This is a genomic window from Shinella sp. 838 (assembly GCF_029623935.1).
Taxonomy (GTDB): Bacteria; Pseudomonadota; Alphaproteobacteria; order Rhizobiales; family Rhizobiaceae; genus Shinella.
The window spans coordinates 888,269-908,455 of sequence record NZ_JARSBQ010000001.1 but is presented as its reverse complement, the minus strand read 5'-3'; the positions used below and the strand labels follow the sequence as shown (position 1 = coordinate 908,455).

The following is a 20,187-nucleotide window of genomic DNA, read 5'->3' as shown; positions in this document are numbered from 1 at the left end:
GCACGCCTGTCCCATCCGCGGCTTTCCCAAGGAATTTTCGCGGCTTGCTTCGCCCGCGCCAGGCATATTAACTGCCGCCATGGCATTCACCTTCCGGCAACTGCAATATTTCGTCGCCGTCGCGGAACAAGGGTCCGTAACGCGCGCCGCGCAAATCCTCTCGATCTCGCAATCCTCGATCACCGAGGCCATCAAGGAGCTTGAATCCGACCTCGGCGTCGAACTCTTCGAGCGCCATCCGCGCGGGTTGACGACCACGCACAACGGCCACCAGTTCCTGCGTCACGCCACAAAAATCCTGTCGAACGTCTCGGACGCCCGCCGCTCCTTTTCCGACAACCGCACGGCGGAAAAGGGCCAGCTCAATCTCGGCGTCACGTCCCTCGTCGCCGGCTACGTGCTGTCGGACCTGCTCTCGCGCTATCGCCGCGCCTTTCCCGGCATCGAGGTGAGCGCCATCGAGGACAACGGCTCCTATCTCGAGCATCTCCTGGTCGGCGGCGAGCTCGACGTTGCCGTCATGGTCATCTCGAACCTGCGCGACCGCATGGCGTTGCAGGCGGAAATCCTGGAAACCTCGCCCTATCGCCTCTGGCTGCCGATCGGCCACCCGCTCGTCGCGGCCGACATCATCTCGGTCAGCGACATCGCGAAGGAACCGCTGATCATGCTGACGGTCGATGAAATCGAAGAGAACACCGGCAAGCTTCTGACCGCACTCGGCGCCCGCCCGCATGTCGCCTTCCGCACCCGCTCGGTGGAGGCGGTGCGCAGCCTTGTGGCCACCGGGGCAGGCATCGCGCTCCTGCCCGACCTTGTCTACCGTCCCTGGTCGCTGGAAGGCGACCGCATCGAAAGCCGCGACGTCTCCGGCGCGCTACCGGTCGTGCAGGTCGGCATGGTCTGGCGCAAGGGATCCAGCCTGCCGCAGGCGGCGCGGGATTTTGTGGGGCTGGCGGAGGCGCTGAGGAGCGGGCGGGGAAGATAACACCTACGATTTCGGAATTTCCGATAGCGACATTCTGATTAATGAATTTGCGAAAGCGGCGAAATCGCGGCACCTTTTCATCCGGGAACAATACCGCAGCAAAGCGGATCAAACCGGGAGACTGTCATGACGCGACTTCTGCATTCCTGCACCGCGCTTACCCTTTCGCTCGCCTTCACCACCGCAGCCATCGCCCAGGAACCGCTGAAGGCACTTGGCGCCGGCGAAGGCGAAGTCTCCATCGTCGCCTGGGCCGGCTATATCGAGCGCGGCGAGACGGACAAGAACTATGACTGGGTCACCGAGTTCGAGAAGAAGACGAGCTGCAAGGTCACCGTGAAGACTGCCGCCACCTCGGACGAAATGGTGGCGCTGATGAACGAGGGCGGCTTCGACCTCGTCACCGCCTCGGGCGACGCGTCGCTCCGCCTCGTCGCAGGCAAGCGCGTCCAGCCGATCAACACCGATCTCATCCCGAGCTGGAAGACCATCGACGAGCGCTTGCAGAACGCGCCCTGGCATACCGTGAACGGCGTGCACTACGGCACACCCTATCTCTGGGGGCCGAACGTCCTGATGTACAACACCGAGGCCTTCAAGGGCGAAGCCCCGAAAAGCTGGAACGTCGTCTTCGAGGAGATGACGCTGCCGGACGGCAAGTCGAACAAGGGGCGCGTACAGGCCTATGACGGCCCGATCCACATCGCCGACGCCGCGCAATACCTGATGAAGCACAAGCCGGAACTCGGCATCAAGGATCCCTACGAACTCAACGAAGACCAGTACAAGGCCGCGCTCGACCTGCTGCGCGTGCAGCGCACGTTGGTCGGCCGCTACTGGCATGACGCGATGATCCAGATCGACGACTTCAAGAACGAAGGCGTCGTCGCCTCCGGCTCCTGGCCGTTCCAGGTCAACCTGATGCAGGCCGAAAAGCAGCCGATCGCCTCGACCTTCCCGGAAGAGGGTGTGACGGGCTGGTCGGACACGACCATGCTGCATGCCGAAAGCCAGCATCCGAACTGCGCCTATATGTGGATGGAGCACTCGCTGTCCGCCAAGGTGCAGGGCGATGCCGCCGCCTGGTTCGGCGCAGTTCCCTCCGTTCCGGCCGCCTGCAAGGGCAATGCGCTGCTGACCGATGAAGGCTGCAAGACCAACGGGTTCGAGAACTTCGAGAAGATCGCCTTCTGGCGCACGCCGGTGACCAAGTGCGAAAGCCAGGGCGAGTGCGTGCCCTACCATCGCTGGGTCTCCGACTATATCGGCGTGATCGGCGGCCGATGAGGCCGCAATAGCCCCTCACCCTAACCCTCTCCCCGCAGGCGGGGAGAGGGAACGTGCCCCAAGATACTTCGTTCGCCCCGACGGTTGATCGGCAGCGGGAACGTGTCCTCATGCCTCCTTCGCCCCGCTTGCGGGGAGAAGGTGCCGGCAGGCGGATGAGGGGCAGAACACAAGACACCCGGAGCCCCCATGACCGCCGTCCTGTTCCAGCAAGTCTCCCGCCACTTCGGCGCCGTGCGTGCCGTCGACAGCGTGGACCTCGCAATAACCGAGGGTGAGTTCTTCGCCATGCTGGGCCCGTCCGGTTCCGGCAAGACGACGTGCCTGCGCCTGATGGCCGGTTTCGAGCAGCCGACCTCGGGCCATATCGAGATCTTTGGCGAGACGGCGGAGGGCGTGCCGCCCTACCGGCGCAACGTCAATACGGTCTTTCAGGACTACGCCCTCTTCCCGCATCTCTCGATCCTCGAGAACGTCGCCTACGGGCTGATGGTCAAGGGCGTCGGCAAGGCGGAGCGACTGAAGGCAGCCGAGGAAGCGCTCGCCATGGTAAAACTGCCGGGCTACGGCACACGCCGGCCCGGCCAGCTCTCCGGTGGCCAGCGCCAGCGCGTGGCACTGGCCCGCGCGCTCGTCAATCGCCCCCGCGTGCTCCTTCTCGACGAACCGCTCGGCGCGCTTGATCTCAAGCTGCGCGAGCAGATGCAGGAGGAACTGAAGAGCCTGCAAAAGTCGCTGGGCATCACCTTCGTCTTCGTCACCCACGACCAGGGCGAGGCCCTGTCGATGGCCGACCGCATCGCCGTCTTCAGCGAGGGCAAGATCCAGCAGCTCGGCACGCCGGAAGAGGTTTACAAGCGGCCGAAGACGCGTTTCGTCGCCGATTTCGTCGGTTCCTCTAATGTGCTGCCGCCCGATTTCGTGGCGACGCTCGGCTTCGGCCGGAACTATGCAAGCCTCAGGCCGGAGGCGATCGCGCTGGGGGACACCGGCCCGGGCCGCAAGCAGTTTTCCGGCCGCGTGACGGCGACGAGCTTCCTCGGCGCGGCAAACCGCGTGACGGTGGAGACCGCCGGCGCCCGCATCGCAGCGATGATCCCGGCATCCCTCACGGTCCCTGCACAGGGCGAGACGGTCACCCTCTCCTTCCTGCCGGAAGACCTGCACGCGATGGACGGTGCCCAATGAGCGTCGCCGCCGACACCTCCATCCTCGCGCGCCGCGAAGGCGCCTCCGGGCGGCTTTCGGATTTCTTCTGGCGCAACCCGAGGATCCTGCTGCTCCTGATGCTGACGCCACCGCTCCTCTGGCTCGGCGTTATCTATCTCGGCGCGCTCTTCGCGCTCCTCTTGCAGAGCTTCTTTTCGATCGACGACTTTTCCGGGCTGATCAACTACGAGTTCACGCTCGCCACCTACAAGCAGCTGCTCATCCCGTCGAATTTCGACATCATCCTGCGCACCGTGCTGATGGCCGTTCTGGTGACGCTCGCCTCCGCCGCCATCGCCTTTCCGATCGCCTATTACGCGGCGCGCTATGCCCGCGGAAAATGGAAGGTCGTCTTCTACCTCGGCGTCATGCTGCCGCTGTGGTCGAGCTATCTCGTGAAAGTCTATGCCTGGAAGCTCATCCTCGCCAAGGAAGGCATCGTCACCTGGGCCTTCGCCAAGCTGCATCTTTCCTGGCTGCTCGATGCCTGGCTGGCGCTGCCCGTCGTCGGCGGTTCGTCGCTGTCGATCAGCTATACCGGCACCTTCATCGTTTTCATCTATGTCTGGATGCCCTTCATGATCCTGCCGATCCAGGCGGCGCTGGAGCGCGTGCCGGGCAACCTGATCGAGGCTTCCGCCGATCTCGGCGGCAACCCGGCGCAGACCTTCCGCCATGTCCTCTTCCCCCTGGCGCTGCCCGGCATCATCGCCGGCTCGATCTTCACCTTCTCACTGACATTGGGCGACTACATCATCCCGCAGATCATCGGCTCGTCGCGGCTCTTCATCGGCCAGGCGGTCTATGCCCAGCAGGGCACGGCCGGCAACATCCCGCTCGCCGCCGCCTTCTCCGTCGTGCCGATCGTCATCATGGGCCTCTATCTCTGGATGGCCAAGCGACAGGGAGCCTTCGATGCGCTCTGACAAAAACACCTCGGCCCCGCTCGGCCTGAAGATCGCCGCTGGGCTCGGCCTTCTCTTCCTGCACCTGCCGATCCTGCTCATCTTCCTCTATGCCTTCACGACGGAGGAGAAGAGCTACCAGTTCCCGCCGCCGGGCTATACGCTGCAATGGTTCGCCGTTACCTGGAACCGGCCGGATGTCTGGGAGGCGATGGGGCTTTCCGTTCGCGTCGCGTCCATCTCGACCGCCGTCGCCCTGGTGCTCGGCACGCTGTGCGCCGCCGCCGTTTCCCGCACGAAATTCTTCGGCCGGGAGACGATCTCGCTGCTCGTCATCCTGCCGATCGCCCTGCCCGGCATCATCACCGGCATCGCACTGCGCTCGGCCTTCTCGTTTGCGGAAATCCCCTTCTCCTTCTGGACGATCGTGCTCGGCCACGCGACCTTCTGCGTCGTGGTCGTCTACAACAATGCCGTCGCCCGCTTCCGCCGCGTCTCGGGCTCGCTGATCGAGGCCTCGATGGACCTCGGCGCCGACAGTTTCCAGACCTTCCGCTACATCATCCTGCCGAACATCGGCACCGCCCTGCTCGCCGGCGGCATGCTCGCCTTCGCCCTCTCCTTCGACGAGGTGATCGTCACCACCTTCACCGCCGGCCAGCAATCGACCCTGCCGATCTGGATGCTGGAGGAACTGGTGCGCCCGCGCCAGCGGCCGGTGACCAACGTCGTCGCCATGGTCGTGGTGCTCGTCACCTTCCTGCCGATCCTCGGCGCCTACTACCTCACCCGCGACGGCGACCAGGTCGCCGGCGCCGGCAAATGAACCAACGATAAGGGAGAACCACGATGGACACCCAGATGCTGATCGGCTCGCGTTTCGAAGCCGGCACCGAGGCCGAGGAGCACATCCTGAACCCGAAGACGGGCGCGAAGATCGTCGACCTGCCGGAAGCCTCCTACGCCCAGATCGACGCTGCCGTCGACGCCGCCGAAAGGGCCTTCGTCTCCTGGGCGACCACCACGCCCGCCGAACGCTCCGGCTACCTCCTGAAGATCGCCGACGCGATCGAGAAGGACGCCGATGCCTTCGCGGCGCTGGAATCGCTCAATTGCGGCAAGCCGATCAATGCCGCGCGCAATGACGAACTGCCCGCCATCGTCGATTGCTGGCGCTTCTTTGCCGGCGCCATCCGCTCGCTGAGCGCCCCGGTCGCCGCCGAATACCTGCCCGGCTTCACCTCCATGGTGCGGCGCGACCCGATCGGCATCGTCGGCTCGATCGCGCCATGGAACTATCCGCTGATGATGATGGCCTGGAAGCTGGCCCCGGCCATTGCCGGCGGCAACACCGTCGTCTTCAAGCCCTCCGAGCAGACGCCGCTGACGGCGCTGAAGATGGCGAAGCTGCTTGCCGACATCCTGCCGGAAGGCGTGGTCAACATCGTGCTCGGCCGCGGCGAGACGGTTGGCAATGCGCTGATCAACCATCCGAAGATCAACATGGTATCGATCACCGGCGACGTGGCGACCGGCAAGAAGGTGCTCGCCGCCGCCGCCAAGACGGTCAAGCGCACCCATCTGGAACTCGGCGGCAAGGCCCCCGTCGTCGTCTTCGACGATGCGGACCTCGACGCCGTCGTCTCGGGCATCCGCGCCTTCGGCTACTACAATGCCGGCCAGGACTGCACGGCAGCCTGCCGCATCTACGCGCAGGACGGCATCTACGAAAAACTGGTCGCCGACCTCTCGGCCGCCGTCTCGACCATCAAATACAACGACCCCGACGACACGCAGAACGAGATCGGCCCGCTGATCTCCAAGCGCCAGCGCGACCGCGTCGCCAGCTTCGTCGAGCGCGCCGCCGAGGTGAAGCATATCGAGATCACCACGGGAGGCCGGGCCGGCAGCGACGACGGCTACTTCTTCCAGCCGACCGTGGTGGCCGGCGCGACCCAGGACGACGAGATCGTGCGCCGCGAGGTCTTCGGCCCCGTCGTCTCCGTCACCCGCTTCTCCGAGGCGGACCAGGCCGTCGCCTGGGCGAATGACAGCGACTACGGCCTCGCCTCCTCCGTCTGGACCAAGGACATCGGCAAGGCGATGAAAGCCGCCGCCCGCCTGCAATACGGCTGCACCTGGATCAACACCCACTTCATGCTGACCACCGAAATGCCCCATGGCGGCGTCAAGCAGTCGGGCTACGGCAAGGACATGTCGATCTATGCACTGGAGGACTACACCGCCGTGCGCCACGTGATGATCAGTCACGACTAATCCTCCCAGCCGCCCAAGAGCGCGGCCACCTTCCGGGGCGCTCCCGCTGCCCCGGAACTTTTTTGTCCGTCACGCGTCTTTACTCCGACACAATCGGAGGCTTCGCCGTGCTGAAATGGGCCCTTATCTTCCTCGTCGTCTCGCTGATCGCAGGCTTTCTGGGCTTCTCCGGCGTGTCGGCCGCCACGGCGACGATTGCCAAGGTGCTCTTCGCCATCGCCCTCATCATCTTCCTGATTTTCCTTGTGCTTGCAGTGATGGCCGGCAGCCTCGCCTTCTGAGTGCAGATCATCCACAACCTGCGTTGCATATCGGCAACATCGGCTAAATCATGAGCGCTTAAGTCATATAATTTCTTGCCGCGGAACAAATCCTGATAAAAACGGTCACATTATCGATCCGCTTCGTCAGAAAGTTTCCGCATGCACAAGCCCTCCCGCACGATGTCCCGCCTGGCGCTCGCCGGCACGTCTCTCCTCACGCTCGCCACGGTCGCCCTTGCACAGGACCAGGCGGCCACGGCAGCGGGCGGTGCGACCGTTCTCGAAGACATCGTCGTCAACGGCGGCAGCGGCGGCGTCATCACGGCGGACGGCTATGTGGGCAAAAGCAGCGCGACGGGCGCAAAGGTCGATACGCCCTTCATCCAGACACCGCAGTCGATCTCCTCGGTCACGCAGCAGCAGCTGGAAGACCGCAACCCGCAGACCCTGCTCGAAACGCTCGCCTACACGCCGGGCACACGCGTCGGCGGCTACGGTTTCGATCCGCGCTTCGACTCGTTCACCGTGCGCGGCTTCGACGTGACCTATACGGGCGTTTTCCGCGACAACCTGCGCCAGCCGGGCGCCGGCTCCTCGTTGTTCAAGACCGAGCCCTACGGCCTCGAAGGCGTCTCGATCCTGCGTGGCCCCTCTTCCGCACTCTACGGCGCATCCGGCGCCGGCGGCCTCTACAACCTCATCAGCAAGCGCCCGACGGAAGACGCGCTGCGCGAGATCCAGGTGCAGTATGGCAGCCACGACCGCTACCAGGGCCAGTTCGACCTCTCCGGCCCGATCAATGAGGAAGACCCGGTCTACTATCGCCTGACCGGCCTCCTGCGCAGCGCCGACACCGAACAGGTCGGCGTTCCCGACGACCGCGCCTATATCGCGCCGGCCTTCACCTGGAAGCCGGACGAGGATACCAAGCTGACGATCCTCGGCGAATATTCCCGCACCAAGACGGGCGGCACCGCGGCCTACTATTATGACGCCGCCACCGGCAAGGTCAGCGACATCTTCGCCGGCAACCCGGCCTACAACGACTCGATCCAGAACCAGGGCCGCATCGGCTACGAGTTCGAGCATCGCCTGAACGAGGTCTTCACCTTCCGCCAGAACACCCGCGCTTCCTGGCTGAACGTCGACGCCGACTGGGCCTTCGCCTACCAGCCGAACGCGGCCGACCCGACGCTGCTCGACAGCAGCGCCGGCACGTACGAAGAGTGGATGAACACCTACACGATCGACAACCAGCTGGAAGCCAAGTTCGACACCGGCGCACTGGAGCACACGCTGCTCACCGGCATCGACTTCACCAAGATCTACTGGAAATCGCTGAACGGCTACGGCGCAACGCCGCCGCTCGACACCAAGAACCCGACACGCGGTCGCCCAACGGACCCGATCGGCTTCCAGACGAAGAGCGTGCAGGACCAGTTCATCACTGGCCTCTACCTGCAGGACCAGATCCGCTACGACGCGCTGACCTTCACGCTCGGCGGCCGCTACGACTGGGTCTCCACCGACACCGACAACACGGACCTCGCCTCCGGCGCCCTCAGCACGATCAACCAGAGCGACCGTGCCTTCACCTGGCGCGCCGGCGTGACCTATGAGACCGAATGGGGCATTACCCCCTATGCCAGCTATTCGACCGCCTTCTCGCCGAATGCCGGCGTGAACCTTGCCACCGGCAACCCGTTCAAGCCGACCGAGAGCGAGCAGCAGGAAGTCGGCGTGAAGTACCTGCTTCCGGACAGCAACACCCTGCTGACGGCCGCACTCTTCAACATCGACCAGACGAACGGACTTTATTATGAAGTCGTCGACCTGCCAAGCGGTCCGGCCAACATCCAGGTACAGCGCGGCAAGCTGCGCTCGCGCGGCCTGGAACTGGAAGCCTCGACCAGCCTCGACAACGGCCTCTCGCTGATCGCCTCCTATACCTATACCCAGGCGAAGATCATCGATGGCCCGGCCGGCACCGTGAACAACGACGTCTCCTCCGTACCGCGCCACATGGCATCGCTCTGGGCGCATTACACCATGCCGGAAGACGGCGCGCTGGCCGGCCTCGGCTTCGGCGCAGGCGTTCGCTTCACCGGGGAAAGCTACGGCAACGACGCCAACAGCCTGAAGAACAAGGCGCGCGCCTTCGTCGATGCGTCGATCGACTACGATTTCGCCGCCATCGACAAGGACTTCGCCGGCCTGAAGCTGCAGGTCAACGCGACGAACCTCTTCGACCGCCAGGATGCCGTCTGCTCGGCCGGCTTCTGCTACCGCGACCAGGGCCGCACGATCATCGGCAGCCTGAAATACTCCTGGTAAGCGCTTGACGGCGCTTCCCTCCCAGGACGGCGAGACCGCTTTCCGGCCCGAAGGCCTGAAGGCGGTCTTCAGCGGTGAACATGCCTGGTGCGGCGAGAAGATGATGCTCTCGTCGGATCTCGATGGCGCCATGCCGCTCTGCGCGTTCCTGGAGGGAGACGGGTTTTCCCGGACGATCGACCGTTATGCGGAGAGCCATGACAAGGCGGACCGGCGTGCCGCCGCCTCCTTCTGGTCGCTCTACTATTTCTCCGCCCTCACCATCCCCTATGTCGTGGCGCGCCGCGCGGAGCGGACCCTGCCCGTCGCCCTCGATGCAATGACCATCGCCATCGGCGAGGACGGCCTGCCCCGGGCCTTCGGCCTGCCGCATGAAGGCGACTGGAGCGAGGGAGACGACCTCGTCGACTTCGTCACACCGCTGGTAGACTGCCACCTCTCCCGCGCGGTCGCCCTGTTCAAGGAAAAGACCGGCATTGCCCCGAAGCTCGCCTGGAACAATGCCGCCGTCTACATCGACTATGCCTTCAACGCGACGGACCATGCGCCGCCCGAAGACGGCGACCATTGGCCCTCGCGTCCCCTCTTCGATTGCCCGCTGCTGGCGAACGGCAGCCGCAACCCCTTCCACGGATGCCTGCGCCACGAGATGGAAGCAGGTGTCATCCACTGCCGTCGCAAGGTCTGCTGCCTGCGCTACATGCTGCCCGGCATTCCAGGCTGCGGCGAGCTGTGCGCCCTGCCGGAACTGAGAAAACAATGACCCAACGCCTTTCCGCCCTCATCGCTGTCGTCCTCCTGTTCCTCGCCATCCTGCCGGCCCGTGCAGAGGTGACGTATCCGCTGACGGTCAAGGACGCCTTCGACCGCGAGATCACCATTCCGGCCCAGCCCAAGGCGGTGCTGCTCGGCAGCGGCTTCGATCTCGTCGCACTCTCGCTGATCCATCCGAACCCGGTCAGCATCCTCGCCGGCTGGTCGAGCGACATGCAGGGCGACAATCCGGAGATCTATGCACGGTTCAAGGAAAAGTTCCCTGAAATCGTCGATGTCCCGGTCATCGGCGCAAACGGCGCGCTCTCCTTCGAGACCATGCTGTCGCTGAAGGCGGACCTTGCCATCCTCGCCAACTGGCAGGCCGATACCGAACTCGGCAAACAGGCGATCGACTACCTGGAAAAGATGGGCGTGCCCGTCGTCGTCGTCGACTTCAACAGCAACGCGCTGAAGAACACCGCCGGGACCATGCGCCTGCTCGGCAAGGTGCTGAACCGCGAGGAACAGGCCAACGCCTTCGCCGACTTCTATGACGCCCGCGTCAAGCGTATCCGCGACCGGGTCGCCCAGCACCCCGAGCCGGGTCCGACCGTGCTGATGGACGCCTTCCCCAACCCGGAAAAATGCTGCTACGCCTATGGCACGGGCGGTCTCGGCGCCTTCATCGCCATCACCGGCAGCCGCAACATCGCCGAAAGCCTGCCGGCGCAGGGCGGCATCGTCAGTTCGGAATTCATCATCGCGGCCAATCCCGACGTCTACATCGCGACCGCGTCGCCGGGCGGCACCTACAGCTCGTTCTCGGTCGGTCCCGGCGTCGCCGCTGAAGAGGCGCGCGAAACGCTCGCCCGCGCCGTCAAGGCGCCGATCCTCTCCGACCTGAAGGCGGTGAAGGACGGCCGCGTGCACGGCCTGTGGAACTTCTTCAACACCGTCCCGCTCAACGTGCTCGCCGCCGAGGCCTTCGCGCACTGGCTGCGCCCGGACATCTTTGCCGACATCGACCCGGATGCGACATTGAAGGAAATCAACGAACGCTTCGCCGCCGTGCCTTTCGACGGCGCCTATTGGATCAGCCTCAAGGCAAAGTGAGGGGACCGGCCTTTCGGTCCCTTCTCCCGCAGGCTATATCATGCCCAGGAGGACCTGAATGATCTGGGCATTCGCAGTCGCGGCAGCGGCCATACTCTATCTCGCACTGCGCTTCCGGCGCTTCCAAAGCTGGGTCGAACCCGTCCTCACCATCGTGGTGGCCATCGGCCTAGCAAGCGCGCTCCTCATCTGGTTCGTCGACGAACGCGCGCCCTCCGGCACCCCCGTCATCCCCAACGCAACGACGCCGGTGCTTTCGGAAGAGACGGTCGTGCTTGCCGAAATGCAGGCCAGCGCCGGCCAGACGAAGACGAGCTTTCGCGTGACCGGCAGCATCGCCAACAAGGGCCCCGTGCCGATGCAGTCTTTCCGCCTCGACGTGGTCCTCTCCGACTGCCCCGGCGGCACCTGCCGCGAGGTCGGCCGCGACAGCGCGCTGATCGTGCTGCGCGTCCAGCCGGGCGAAAGCGCCGCGTTCTCGACCTTCGCCGTCTTCCCCGGCATCGATCTCAACCCCGTCACCGCCCCCGAATGGGATTTTGGCGTGCGCGACGTCAGGGCCGTGACCCGCTGACACGTTTCCAGCCGAAGCGGTATCGCTTCGGCGTGGGAGAATGCGCCAAAGTCGAGAAATCAGAGCGCGGCGACGACATCGGCCGTACTGAGCACCGTCGCAAATTCATGGCGCAGCGTCGCGACATGGGCCCGGTGCACGTCGCGCGCGGCGATCGTCCCGCCCGCGCCGTCCGGCAGGTCGAAGCAGTCGCAGGCATCCTCGACGAGGATCACCCGGTAGCCCATGTTCGCCCCGACGCGCACGCTGGTCGATACGCACATATCCGTGGAAACGCCGAACAGCACGACCGTCTCCGCGCCGAGCCGGCGCAGGCGCAAGTCGAGATCCGTGCCGATGAAGGCGGCGTTGACGCTTTTCGTCACCAGCGGCTCGCCCGCCTGCGGCGCAAAGCCGGGGCGGTGCGCGTTGCCCGGCGCCTCCGGGCCCAGCGTGGAGCCCGGCTCCACGCTGTCGTGGCGCACATGGATGATCGGCCGCCCGGCGGCGCGCCAGGCAGCGAGCAGCGCCAGACCGTTGTCGTCCAGCTTCTCGTTCCAGCGCCGCGGCCAGGGCGCGGCGTCGAAGGCTTGCTGCATGTCGATCGGGATCAGGACGGCGTTGTCAGGTAGGGTCGGCATCAGTTTCTCCATGAGGCGATGACCGACGAATAGTTGCTTTTCCGTCCGGTTTCGCGCAGCAAGGAGCCGGAGCGCCGGACGATCGTCCGGCCGGATGGAGGTTTTTCCGGATGAACGAACTGGACGAGAAGGACAGGCTGCTGCTCGCGGCGCTGCGCGCCGACGCGCGCCAAAGCCTCGTGGAGCTTGCGCGCCACACGGGACTGTCGCGCAGCGCGGTGCACGAGCGCATCCGGCGGCTGGAGGCGAAGGGCGTCATCGCCGGCTATACCGTGAAGCTCGGCGTCGACCGGGAGCGGCCGGGCGTCGAGGCGCTGATCGCCGTCGGCTTCCAGCAGGGCCGCAACTGCGACCACATCGTACCGCATCTCACCGGCATTCCGAACGTCGTGACCTGCTGGTCGCTCGCCGGACCGACGGACCTGATGCTGCTTGTCGAATGCACTTCGAACGGCGAACTCGACACCGTGCGCCGCCAGATCGCGACGACGCCCGGCATCGCGACCGTGCAGACGCACGTCTCGCTGCGCACCCATTTCGATCGCAGAGTCTAGGCGTTTAATCCCAGCATTTAATGGACTTGCTTCAGAAGTAGATCTTGAACTTCTCCCGCACCGCCTGGTCCGTCGCAAAATCGAAGAGCGGGCCGCCGGCCTCCGAGAGAATGCGGTTCTTGCGCTCGATCGCCTTCTGCACAAGGTCCGGCCGGCCGATCTCGGCCCATTCCTTGGGGCTCGTGCGGTCGGCGACGGCGGGATAGATATATTCCGTCTGCATCAGCGACAGCGTCTGCGGATCGCCGAGATAGTGCCCGGGGCCTTCAAGGCAGACCGACCGCATCGTCTCCAGCGAGACGGAATCCTCCGTCACGTCGATGCCGCGCACGCAGCGCTGCACCTGGCCCAAAAGGTCGTCGCCGAGCACGAGGCTTTCAAGGCAGAAGCCGAGCAGCGAGGCATGCATGCCGACGGCCTCATAGACCATGTTGAGGCCGGAGAGGCCCGCCATGACGTTCGAGATCGCCTGTTCCCAACCCGCCTGCATATCCGGCAGCTTGGAATCGGCAATGCCCGCCGCCGCGCCGCCGGGAAGCCGGTAGAACTGGTGCATCTGCGCGCAGCCGGCCGTCAGCAATGCCTGCTCGCCGGAGCCGCCGGACATCGCGCCGGTGCGCAGGTCCGAAACGAAGGGCCATGTGCCGAAGATCGCCGGGTGGCCGGGGGCCATGGCATTGACGTAGACGACGCCGGCAAGGCACTCGGCGACCGCCTGCACGATGGCGGTGGCGAGCGGCGCGGGGGCCGTCGCGCCGGCCTGCCCGGCGGAGAGGAGAAGGATCGGCATGCCGGCCCGGATGCAGGCCTCCATGGTGATGCAACTCTCTTCCGCGAATTTCATCGGCGGCACGACGAAGCAGTTGGAATTCGACACGAAGGGCCGCGCCCGCCACTTGTCCTCGCCGCCCGCCATCATGTGGATGAGATCGAAGCAGCCGGCGACATGCGAGGGATCGGAAAAGCTGGTGCCGACATGTTTCGACGTGCCGGCGCAGCAGCCGTAGAGCGTGTTGATGTCCATCAGGAAATTGTCCGCGACATCGCGGCAGACCATCGCCCGCTGGAAGAAATGCACGTTGTCGAGGTGATGGACGAGCTGGGCGGCGTTGAAGAGGTCTTTCGCGGTCGATTCGCGGTATTCGCGCTTCTCCACATCGACGATATGCACCGCCGCGCCCGCCGTGCCGTAATAGACGCGGGTGCCCGACAGTTCGAGATCGTATTTCGGATCGCGGCCGTAGAGCGTGATGTCGCGCGCGGCGAGGGCCAGCATGTCCTCCACCAGCGCGCGCGGGAAGCGCAAACGCCCGTCCTCGCCGAGGATGGCGCCCGCGCCCGTCATGATCTCGATGCCGGATTTCGGCGCATTGGCGAGGCCGATATTTTCGAGCGCATCCAGCGCCGCCTCATGGATGCGGCGCACGCCGGCCTCCGTCAGCGGCTTGTACTGGCCGCCCGGAAAGCCCGGCCGCACCGGCCGGACATTTTCCGCAAGGGGTGCCGCGCGCATCGCGACGCGCGCTGCACGCCCACCGGACCGCCGGGACAAAACTGCCTGTTCACTCATGATCCGTCTCCCCCGCACCGGCGGCCAGCATTCTGTTGATAAGGTCCCCCGACGCGGCGGTGGACAATTTTGCAAAACTGCCATCCTTGACGATGGCGTCCATCTGCTCGGCGATGGCGGCATGGGTGACGCGGGCGATCATCGAGCCGAGCGAGATGCGGCGCACGCCGATAGCGGCGAGCTGCGGCACGGTGAGCTGGCGCAGCAGCCCGGCGGCAAGCGCATTGACCGGCTTTGAGACGGACTGCACGACACGGCGCAGTTCCGCCTCGCCCGGCGGTACGGGCACGTAGACGAGATCCGCGCCGGCCTTCTCGTAAGCCTGAATGCGGCGGATCGCCTCGTCGAGATCGTAGACACCGTTCATCACGCCGTCCGCCCGGGCGCAGAGGATGAAGGGCCGGCCGAGCGACCGGGCGGCATCCGCCGCGGCGCGGATACGGTCCACGGCGAGATCGAAGGCATAGGCAGGATTGCCGTCCACCATCTGCGTGTCTTCGATCGAGCAGCCGGAAAGCCCGACCTCGGCGGCAAGCCGGATCGTCTCGGCAACACCCTCTGGCGCATCGGCAAAGCCGTTCTCGAAATCACCGGAGACCGGCAGCGGCGTTGCCCGCACCAGGTCCTCCGCGTGCTTCAGCGCTTCCTCGCGCGTCACGCGGCCCATGTCGGGACGCCCGAGCGTGAAGGCGAAGCCGGCCGACGTGGTCGCGAGCGCCACGGCGCCGGAGGCGGCCATCATGCGGGCGGAGCCCATGTCCCAGGGATTGGGGATGACGAAGCAGCCCGACTGGTGCAGATCGAAAAATCGCTGGTGACGGTCGGCAAGGTTTTTCATGCGCGCACCCTTTCGGCTTTCGGATCGTACAGGGGTTGAAGCGAGGCTTCCGCCTTCACGCGGACGCCGGCGATTTCGATCTCGTAGTTCGATGCGAGCACATCCGCCTCGCTCTCGCCGGCTGAAGGCACATAGCCCATGCCGATCGCGCCCCCGAGATAGTGGCCGTAATTGCCCGAGGTGATGGTCGAAACGATCTTGCCGTCACGCACCAGCGCTTCGTTGTGGAAGAGCAGCGGCTCGGGATCGGTCAGCCTGAACTGCACCATGCGGCGCTTAAGGCCGGACTCCTGCCTGCGCAGCACCGCGTCGCGGCCGATGAACTCGCCCTTCCTCGTGCGCACGGCAAAACCCAGGCCGGCTTCCAGCACATGGTCCTCGTCCGTGATGTCATGGCCGAAATGGCGGAACGCCTTTTCGATGCGGCAACTGTCGAGCGTATGCAGCCCGCAGAGTTTCAGGCCGACATCGGCGCCGGCCGCCTCCAGCGCCTCGAAGACATGGGCGGTCTGGTCGGTGGAGACGTAAAGCTCCCAGCCGAGTTCGCCGACATAGGTAACACGATGCGCGCGGGCGAGGCCCATGCCGATCTCGATCTCCCGCGCCGTGGCGAAGGGATGCGCCGCATTGGAAAAGTCGTTCGGGCTGACCTTCTGCATGAGATCGCGCGCATTAGGCCCCATGACGCAGAGCACGCTTTCCGCCGCCGTCACATCGGTGATGACGACGAACTCGTCCTTCAGGTGCTTTCGCAGCCATGCGAGATCGCGCTGCAATGTCGCGCCGGGCACGACGAGGAAGAACGCCGTCTCCGAAAGGCGCGTCACCGTCAGGTCGCTCTCGATGCCGCCGCGTTCGTTGAGCATCTGCGTATAGACGATCCTGCCGGGGGCGACGTCCATCTGGTTGGCGCAGAGCTTTTGCAGGAAGGCCAGCGCATCGCGGCCCTCGACGCGGATTTTTCCGAAGGACGTCATGTCGAAAAGACCGACGCCGTTGCGCACGGCAAGGTGCTCGTCCTTCTGGTTCTCGAACCAGTTCTGCCGCTTCCAGCTATAGCGGTATTCCCGCTCCTGCCCCTCTTTGGCGAACCAGTTGGCGCGCTCCCAGCCCGCCACTTCGCCAAACACCGCGCCCCGCGCCTTCAGGTGCTCATGCAGCGGCGAGCGGCGCACGCCGCGGGCCGTCGCCATCTGGCGGTAGGGGAAATGGTCGGCATAAAGCAGGCCGAGCGTCTCGGAGACGCGGTCCTTCAGGTAGGCTCGATTGCGCTGGAAGGGCTGCGCACGGCGGATATCCACTTCCCAGAGATCGAAAGGCGCTTCGCCGTCGTTCATCCACTGGGCGAGCGCCATGCCCGCCCCGCCGGAGGAGACGATGCCGATGGAATTGTAGCCGGCGGCGACCCAGTAGCCCTTCAGTTGCGGGGCTTCGCCGAGATAGTAGCGGTCGTCGGGCGTAAAGCTTTCGGGGCCGTTGAAGAAGGTGTGGATGCCGGCGGTCTCCAGCATCGGCATGCGGTTGATGGCGTTTTCGAGGATCGGCTGGAAGTGGTCGAAATCCTCCGGAAGCTGGTCGAAGCAAAAATCTTCCGAGATGCCGTCCATGCCCCACGGCTTGGCCTTCAGCTCGAAGGCCCCGATCAGCATCTTGCCGGCATCTTCCTTGTAGTAGGTGCATTCATCCGGCACGCGCAGCACCGGCAGGCGCTGAAGGTTCGGGATCGGCTCCGTGACGATGTAGAAATGCTCGCAGGCGTGCAGCGGCAGGGTGACGCCCGACATATCGGCAAGCGTGCGCCCCCACATGCCGGCGGCGTTGACGACGTTTTCCGTTTCGATGGTGAAGGTTTCGCCGTTCTGCTCGCAGGTAACGCCCGTCACGCGGCCGTCCTTCGTGAGCACCGACGTCACCTTGACGCCCTCGATGACCGTCGCGCCGTTCTGCCGCGCGCCCTTCGCCAAGGCCATCGCAATGTTCGCCGGGTCGCACTGGCCGTCGAGCGGCAGGTGCACGGCGGCCTTCACATCCGCCGTGTTGAGGTGCGGATACATCGCCTTCACCTCGTCGACGGTGATTTCGCGCACGTCGATATCGAAGGCGCGGGCGAGCGACGCCTGACGGTAAATCTCTTCCTTGCGCTCCTCCGTCAGCGCCACCGTCATCGAGCCGCACTGGCGCATGCCGGTGCCGATGCCCGTCTCAGCTTCAAGCTTGACGTAAAGGTCGGCGGAATACTTTGCGAGGCGCGTCATGTTCTGCGAGGCGCGGAGCTGGCCGATCAGGCCCGCGGCATGCCATGTGGTGCCTGACGTGAGCTGCTTGCGCTCCAGCAGCACCACATCTGTCCAGCCGAGTTTTGCGAGGTGATAGGCGACCGAGCAGCCGGAAACGCCGCCGCCGATGATGACGGCTCTCGCCTTCTGAGGAATGGGTTTGCTCATGCGCGCAGTCTTTCATTGTTGGGGTCGAAGAGCGGCCCGTCCGGCTGAACAACCGCCTTGAAACGCTCGCCGTAGATTTCCACCTCGATTTCCGTGCCGGGTGTCGCGAGATCGGCCTTCAGCATGCCGAGCGCGATCGATTTGCCGGTGCGATAGCCCCAGTTGCCGGAGGTCGTCTCGCCGACGACCTTGCCGTCGTGCCAGAGCGTCGACATGTAGGGCGCATCGCAGTCGCCGGCGTCCACGGTCAGCGTCACGAAACGTTTCGTCACGCCCTCAAGCTTCTCGCGCTCCAGCGCGGCCTTGCCCTTGAAGGCCGGCTTCGTCCAGTCGACGAAGCGCTCGAGGCCGCCTTGCAGGATGGTGTAGTCGGTCGAAAGATCGCCCTTCCACGCGCGATAGCCCTTTTCGATGCGCAGGCTGTCGAGCGCCTCCATGCCGAAGGGTTTTAGCCCATGCTTCTGCCCCGCCGCCCAGACGGCGTCGAAGATGACGGCGGTGTCCTCGACCTTGGTGTGGATTTCCCAGCCGAGTTCGCCGGCGAAGGAGACGCGCACGAGCTGGCACCAGCGGCCGGCGATCTCCACCGGCTGGTGGGTGAGCCAGGGCATGGTGAGGTCCGCCTTGCAGACATCGGCGAGGATGGCGCGGGAGTTCGGGCCGGAGAGAATCTGGCACGAAAAGGTTTCCGTGACATCCTCCAGCGTGAAGACCGGATTTTTCGGCAGGTGCTTTTGCAGCCACTCGAAATCGTGCCACTGCGCGGTCGCGGCGGTGATGAGGAAGAAAAAGTCCTCCGCCAGCATCATGACGGACATTTCCGTGACGATGCGGCCCTTGTCGTCGGAGAAATAGGCAAGGCCGATACGGCCGGGTTTCGGCACGCGGCCGGTGATGAGCGATGAGAGCCACGCCGTCGCGCCCTCGCCCTTCACGCGGAAGCGCGAGAAGCCGGGAAGGTCGAGAATGCCGGCGGCCTCGGTGACGGCGCGGCATTCCGCCTCAATGCGCGCCCGCCAGGGGCCTTCGCGGTTCCAGGTCTGAGTCGAGGCTTCGGACGTATCGTCGCCGGGCTCCGCATACCAGTTGGCGCGCTCCCAGCCGTTGTAGGGCTTGAACTGAGCGCCGAGCGCCGCGATACGGTCGTGGATCGGCGAGAGCTTTTGGTTCCGCCCGGCCGGCCAGGCGTGTTTGGGGAAATGCATGGCATATTCGTGGCCGTAGATTTCCATGCCCTTGGCAACGCAATAGTCCTTGTCGGCGGCAAAGGCGGTGTAGCGGCGCGGATCGCAGGACCACATGTCCCACTCCGTCTCGCCTTCCGTCACCCATTCGGCAAGAACCTTGCCGGCGCCGCCGGCCTGGCAGATGCCGAAGGTGAAGACGCAGGCCTCAAAGGCATTCGGCACGCCGGGCATCGGGCCGAGCAGCGGGTTTCCGTCAGGCGCATAGGGGATCGGGCCGTTGATCATGCGCGACAGGCCGGCGGTGCCGAGGATCGGCACGCGCTCGACGGCGTCGTTGAGATACCATTCGAGGCGGTCGAGATCGTCCGGAAAGAGCTGGAAGGAAAAATCGTCCGGCATCGGATCGTCAGGCATCACCCAATGCGCCTTGCAATTGCGCTCGTAGGGGCCGAGGTTCATGCCCGTCTTTTCCTGGCGCAGATAGTAGGAACTGTCGACGTCACGCAGCAGCGGCAGCTTGTGGCCGGCTTCACGCGACCAGGCGGCCAGTTCCGGGATTTCCTCGAACAGCATGTATTGATGGCTCATCACCATCATCGGCACGTCGCGGCCGAACCATTTTCCGACTTCGCGGGCATAGTAACCGGCGGCGTTGACCACCTTCTCGCAGCGGATCTCGCCCTGCGGCGTCGAGATCACCCATTCGTCGCCCTCGCGGCGCGCGCCGGTCGCCGGACAGAAACGGAAGATTTTTGCGCCCATGTCGCGCGCGCCTTTCGCCAAGGCCTGCGTCAACTGCGCGGGGTCGATGTCGCCGTCATAGGGGTCGTAGAGCGCGCCGGAAAGCTCGTGCGTTTCGAGGAAGGGGTATTTGGAACGCATCTCGTCGGGCGAGAGGATATCGAGGTCCATGCCCTGGTAGCGCCCCATGCCGACGACGCGCTTGAACTCCTGCAAACGCTCCTTCGAATGGCCGAGACGGATCGAGCCCGTCACATGGTAGTTCATGGGATAATCGACCAGCGCGCCCAGCTCGCGGTAGAGCGAGGCGGAATAGCGCTGCATGTTCATGATCGACCAGGAGGAGGAAAAGGTCGGCACGTTGCCGGCGGCGTGCCAGGTGGAGCCGGCGGTCAGCTCGTTCTTTTCGAGCAGCACGCAATCCGTCCACCCGGCCTTCGCCAGGTGGTAAAGCGCCGACGCCCCGACGGCGCCTCCGCCGATGATGACGACCCGGGCATGGCTTGGCAGTGCGGACATTCTCGTTC

At 65.0% G+C, this 20,187-nt stretch carries 17 protein-coding genes; 12 read left to right on the top strand and 5 right to left on the bottom strand.

From position 1 onward, the window contains the following. The first annotated feature begins 79 nt into the window (after positions 1-79). The 11 genes from P9A16_RS04310 (at position 80) to P9A16_RS04260 (ending at position 11,706) form a co-directional block, all read left to right on the top strand. Positions 80-988, top strand: coding sequence for a LysR family transcriptional regulator (locus P9A16_RS04310; protein ID WP_023515818.1), 909 nt, complete (start codon positions 80-82; stop codon positions 986-988). Between the two features lie 126 nt (positions 989-1,114). Then, entirely contained in the window at positions 1,115-2,275 is a 1,161-nt protein-coding gene (locus tag P9A16_RS04305) for an ABC transporter substrate-binding protein (RefSeq protein ID WP_023515817.1), read from the top strand. Positions 2,276-2,464: 189 nt separating this feature from the next. After that, on the top strand, positions 2,465-3,463 hold the full coding sequence (locus P9A16_RS04300; protein WP_023515816.1) for an ABC transporter ATP-binding protein: 999 nt from the start codon (positions 2,465-2,467) through the stop codon (positions 3,461-3,463). Continuing rightward, positions 3,460-4,410, top strand: a complete 951-nt coding sequence (locus P9A16_RS04295; RefSeq protein WP_023515815.1) for an ABC transporter permease — start codon at positions 3,460-3,462, stop codon at positions 4,408-4,410. The genes P9A16_RS04300 and P9A16_RS04295 overlap by 4 nt, the downstream gene beginning before the upstream one ends. Further along, positions 4,400-5,215, top strand: a complete 816-nt coding sequence (locus tag P9A16_RS04290) for an ABC transporter permease (RefSeq protein ID WP_023515814.1) — start codon at positions 4,400-4,402, stop codon at positions 5,213-5,215. Before P9A16_RS04295 ends, P9A16_RS04290 begins: the two co-directional genes overlap by 11 nt. A 23-nt stretch (positions 5,216-5,238) precedes the next feature. Then, complete coding sequence (locus P9A16_RS04285; protein ID WP_023515813.1) at positions 5,239-6,666, top strand: gamma-aminobutyraldehyde dehydrogenase; 1,428 nt, start codon at positions 5,239-5,241, stop codon at positions 6,664-6,666. Between the two features lie 107 nt (positions 6,667-6,773). After that, positions 6,774-6,947 carry a DUF1328 domain-containing protein gene (locus P9A16_RS04280; RefSeq protein WP_023515812.1) on the top strand — a complete coding sequence of 58 codons (174 nt, stop codon included), beginning with the start codon at positions 6,774-6,776 and terminating at the stop codon, positions 6,945-6,947. Positions 6,948-7,088: 141 nt separating this feature from the next. After that, positions 7,089-9,263 carry a TonB-dependent siderophore receptor gene (locus tag P9A16_RS04275; RefSeq protein WP_023512359.1) on the top strand — a complete coding sequence of 725 codons (2,175 nt, stop codon included), beginning with the start codon at positions 7,089-7,091 and terminating at the stop codon, positions 9,261-9,263. Positions 9,264-9,363: 100 nt separating this feature from the next. Then, positions 9,364-10,026, top strand: coding sequence for a siderophore-iron reductase FhuF (gene fhuF, locus P9A16_RS04270; RefSeq protein ID WP_081870585.1), 663 nt, complete (start codon positions 9,364-9,366; stop codon positions 10,024-10,026). Continuing rightward, complete coding sequence (locus tag P9A16_RS04265; RefSeq protein ID WP_023512357.1) at positions 10,023-11,132, top strand: ABC transporter substrate-binding protein; 1,110 nt, start codon at positions 10,023-10,025, stop codon at positions 11,130-11,132. Before fhuF ends, P9A16_RS04265 begins: the two co-directional genes overlap by 4 nt. Positions 11,133-11,190: 58 nt before the next feature. Further along, positions 11,191-11,706, top strand: coding sequence for a hypothetical protein (locus tag P9A16_RS04260; protein ID WP_023512356.1), 516 nt, complete (start codon positions 11,191-11,193; stop codon positions 11,704-11,706). Between the two features lie 59 nt (positions 11,707-11,765). On the opposite strand, the gene P9A16_RS04255 is transcribed toward P9A16_RS04260, so the two are convergent. Then, positions 11,766-12,326 (bottom strand): isochorismatase family protein, encoded by a 561-nt coding sequence (locus tag P9A16_RS04255; protein WP_023512355.1) that lies wholly within the window; start codon positions 12,324-12,326, stop codon positions 11,766-11,768. Positions 12,327-12,436: 110 nt separating this feature from the next. On the opposite strand from P9A16_RS04255, the gene P9A16_RS04250 reads away from it, so the two are divergent. After that, the gene (locus P9A16_RS04250; RefSeq protein WP_023512354.1) at positions 12,437-12,880 is read left to right on the top strand and encodes an Lrp/AsnC family transcriptional regulator; all 444 of its coding nucleotides are present in this window, start codon (positions 12,437-12,439) and stop codon (positions 12,878-12,880) included. 31 nt (positions 12,881-12,911) lie between these two features. Here P9A16_RS04250 and P9A16_RS04245 read toward each other — a convergent pair whose 3' ends face one another. Genes P9A16_RS04245 through P9A16_RS04230 form a run of 4 tightly spaced genes read right to left on the bottom strand, consistent with a single transcriptional unit; the run spans position 12,912 to position 20,179 of the window. Further along, a complete protein-coding gene (locus P9A16_RS04245; protein ID WP_278025557.1) occupies positions 12,912-14,450 on the bottom strand; it encodes a trimethylamine methyltransferase family protein in 1,539 nt (512 codons plus the stop codon). Next, entirely contained in the window at positions 14,443-15,288 is an 846-nt protein-coding gene (locus P9A16_RS04240) for an isocitrate lyase/PEP mutase family protein (RefSeq protein WP_023512352.1), read from the bottom strand. The genes P9A16_RS04245 and P9A16_RS04240 overlap by 8 nt, the downstream gene beginning before the upstream one ends. Further along, positions 15,285-17,732, bottom strand: a complete 2,448-nt coding sequence (locus tag P9A16_RS04235) for a GcvT family protein (protein ID WP_023512351.1) — start codon at positions 17,730-17,732, stop codon at positions 15,285-15,287. Before P9A16_RS04235 ends, P9A16_RS04240 begins: the two co-directional genes overlap by 4 nt. After that, complete coding sequence (locus tag P9A16_RS04230) at positions 17,729-20,179, bottom strand: GcvT family protein (RefSeq protein ID WP_023512350.1); 2,451 nt, start codon at positions 20,177-20,179, stop codon at positions 17,729-17,731. The genes P9A16_RS04235 and P9A16_RS04230 overlap by 4 nt, the downstream gene beginning before the upstream one ends. Positions 20,180-20,187 lie beyond the last annotated feature (8 nt).

Excerpts from the sequence above, each read along its gene's own strand:
- P9A16_RS04310 (WP_023515818.1), top strand. The coding sequence starts at position 80 with ATGGCATTCACCTTCCGGCAACTGCAATATTTCGTCGCCGTCGCGGAA.
- P9A16_RS04305 (WP_023515817.1), top strand. The coding sequence starts at position 1,115 with ATGACGCGACTTCTGCATTCCTGCACCGCGCTTACCCTTTCGCTCGCC.
- P9A16_RS04300 (WP_023515816.1), top strand. The coding sequence starts at position 2,465 with ATGACCGCCGTCCTGTTCCAGCAAGTCTCCCGCCACTTCGGCGCCGTG.
- P9A16_RS04295 (WP_023515815.1), top strand. The coding sequence starts at position 3,460 with ATGAGCGTCGCCGCCGACACCTCCATCCTCGCGCGCCGCGAAGGCGCC.
- P9A16_RS04290 (WP_023515814.1), top strand. The coding sequence starts at position 4,400 with ATGCGCTCTGACAAAAACACCTCGGCCCCGCTCGGCCTGAAGATCGCC.
- P9A16_RS04285 (WP_023515813.1), top strand. The coding sequence starts at position 5,239 with ATGGACACCCAGATGCTGATCGGCTCGCGTTTCGAAGCCGGCACCGAG.
- P9A16_RS04275 (WP_023512359.1), top strand. The coding sequence starts at position 7,089 with ATGCACAAGCCCTCCCGCACGATGTCCCGCCTGGCGCTCGCCGGCACG.
- fhuF (WP_081870585.1), top strand. The coding sequence starts at position 9,364 with ATGATGCTCTCGTCGGATCTCGATGGCGCCATGCCGCTCTGCGCGTTC.
- P9A16_RS04265 (WP_023512357.1), top strand. The coding sequence starts at position 10,023 with ATGACCCAACGCCTTTCCGCCCTCATCGCTGTCGTCCTCCTGTTCCTC.
- P9A16_RS04260 (WP_023512356.1), top strand. The coding sequence starts at position 11,191 with ATGATCTGGGCATTCGCAGTCGCGGCAGCGGCCATACTCTATCTCGCA.
- P9A16_RS04255 (WP_023512355.1), bottom strand. The coding sequence starts at position 12,326 with ATGCCGACCCTACCTGACAACGCCGTCCTGATCCCGATCGACATGCAG.
- P9A16_RS04250 (WP_023512354.1), top strand. The coding sequence starts at position 12,437 with ATGAACGAACTGGACGAGAAGGACAGGCTGCTGCTCGCGGCGCTGCGC.
- P9A16_RS04245 (WP_278025557.1), bottom strand. The coding sequence starts at position 14,450 with ATGAGTGAACAGGCAGTTTTGTCCCGGCGGTCCGGTGGGCGTGCAGCG.
- P9A16_RS04240 (WP_023512352.1), bottom strand. The coding sequence starts at position 15,288 with ATGAAAAACCTTGCCGACCGTCACCAGCGATTTTTCGATCTGCACCAG.
- P9A16_RS04235 (WP_023512351.1), bottom strand. The coding sequence starts at position 17,732 with ATGAGCAAACCCATTCCTCAGAAGGCGAGAGCCGTCATCATCGGCGGC.
- P9A16_RS04230 (WP_023512350.1), bottom strand. The coding sequence starts at position 20,179 with ATGTCCGCACTGCCAAGCCATGCCCGGGTCGTCATCATCGGCGGAGGC.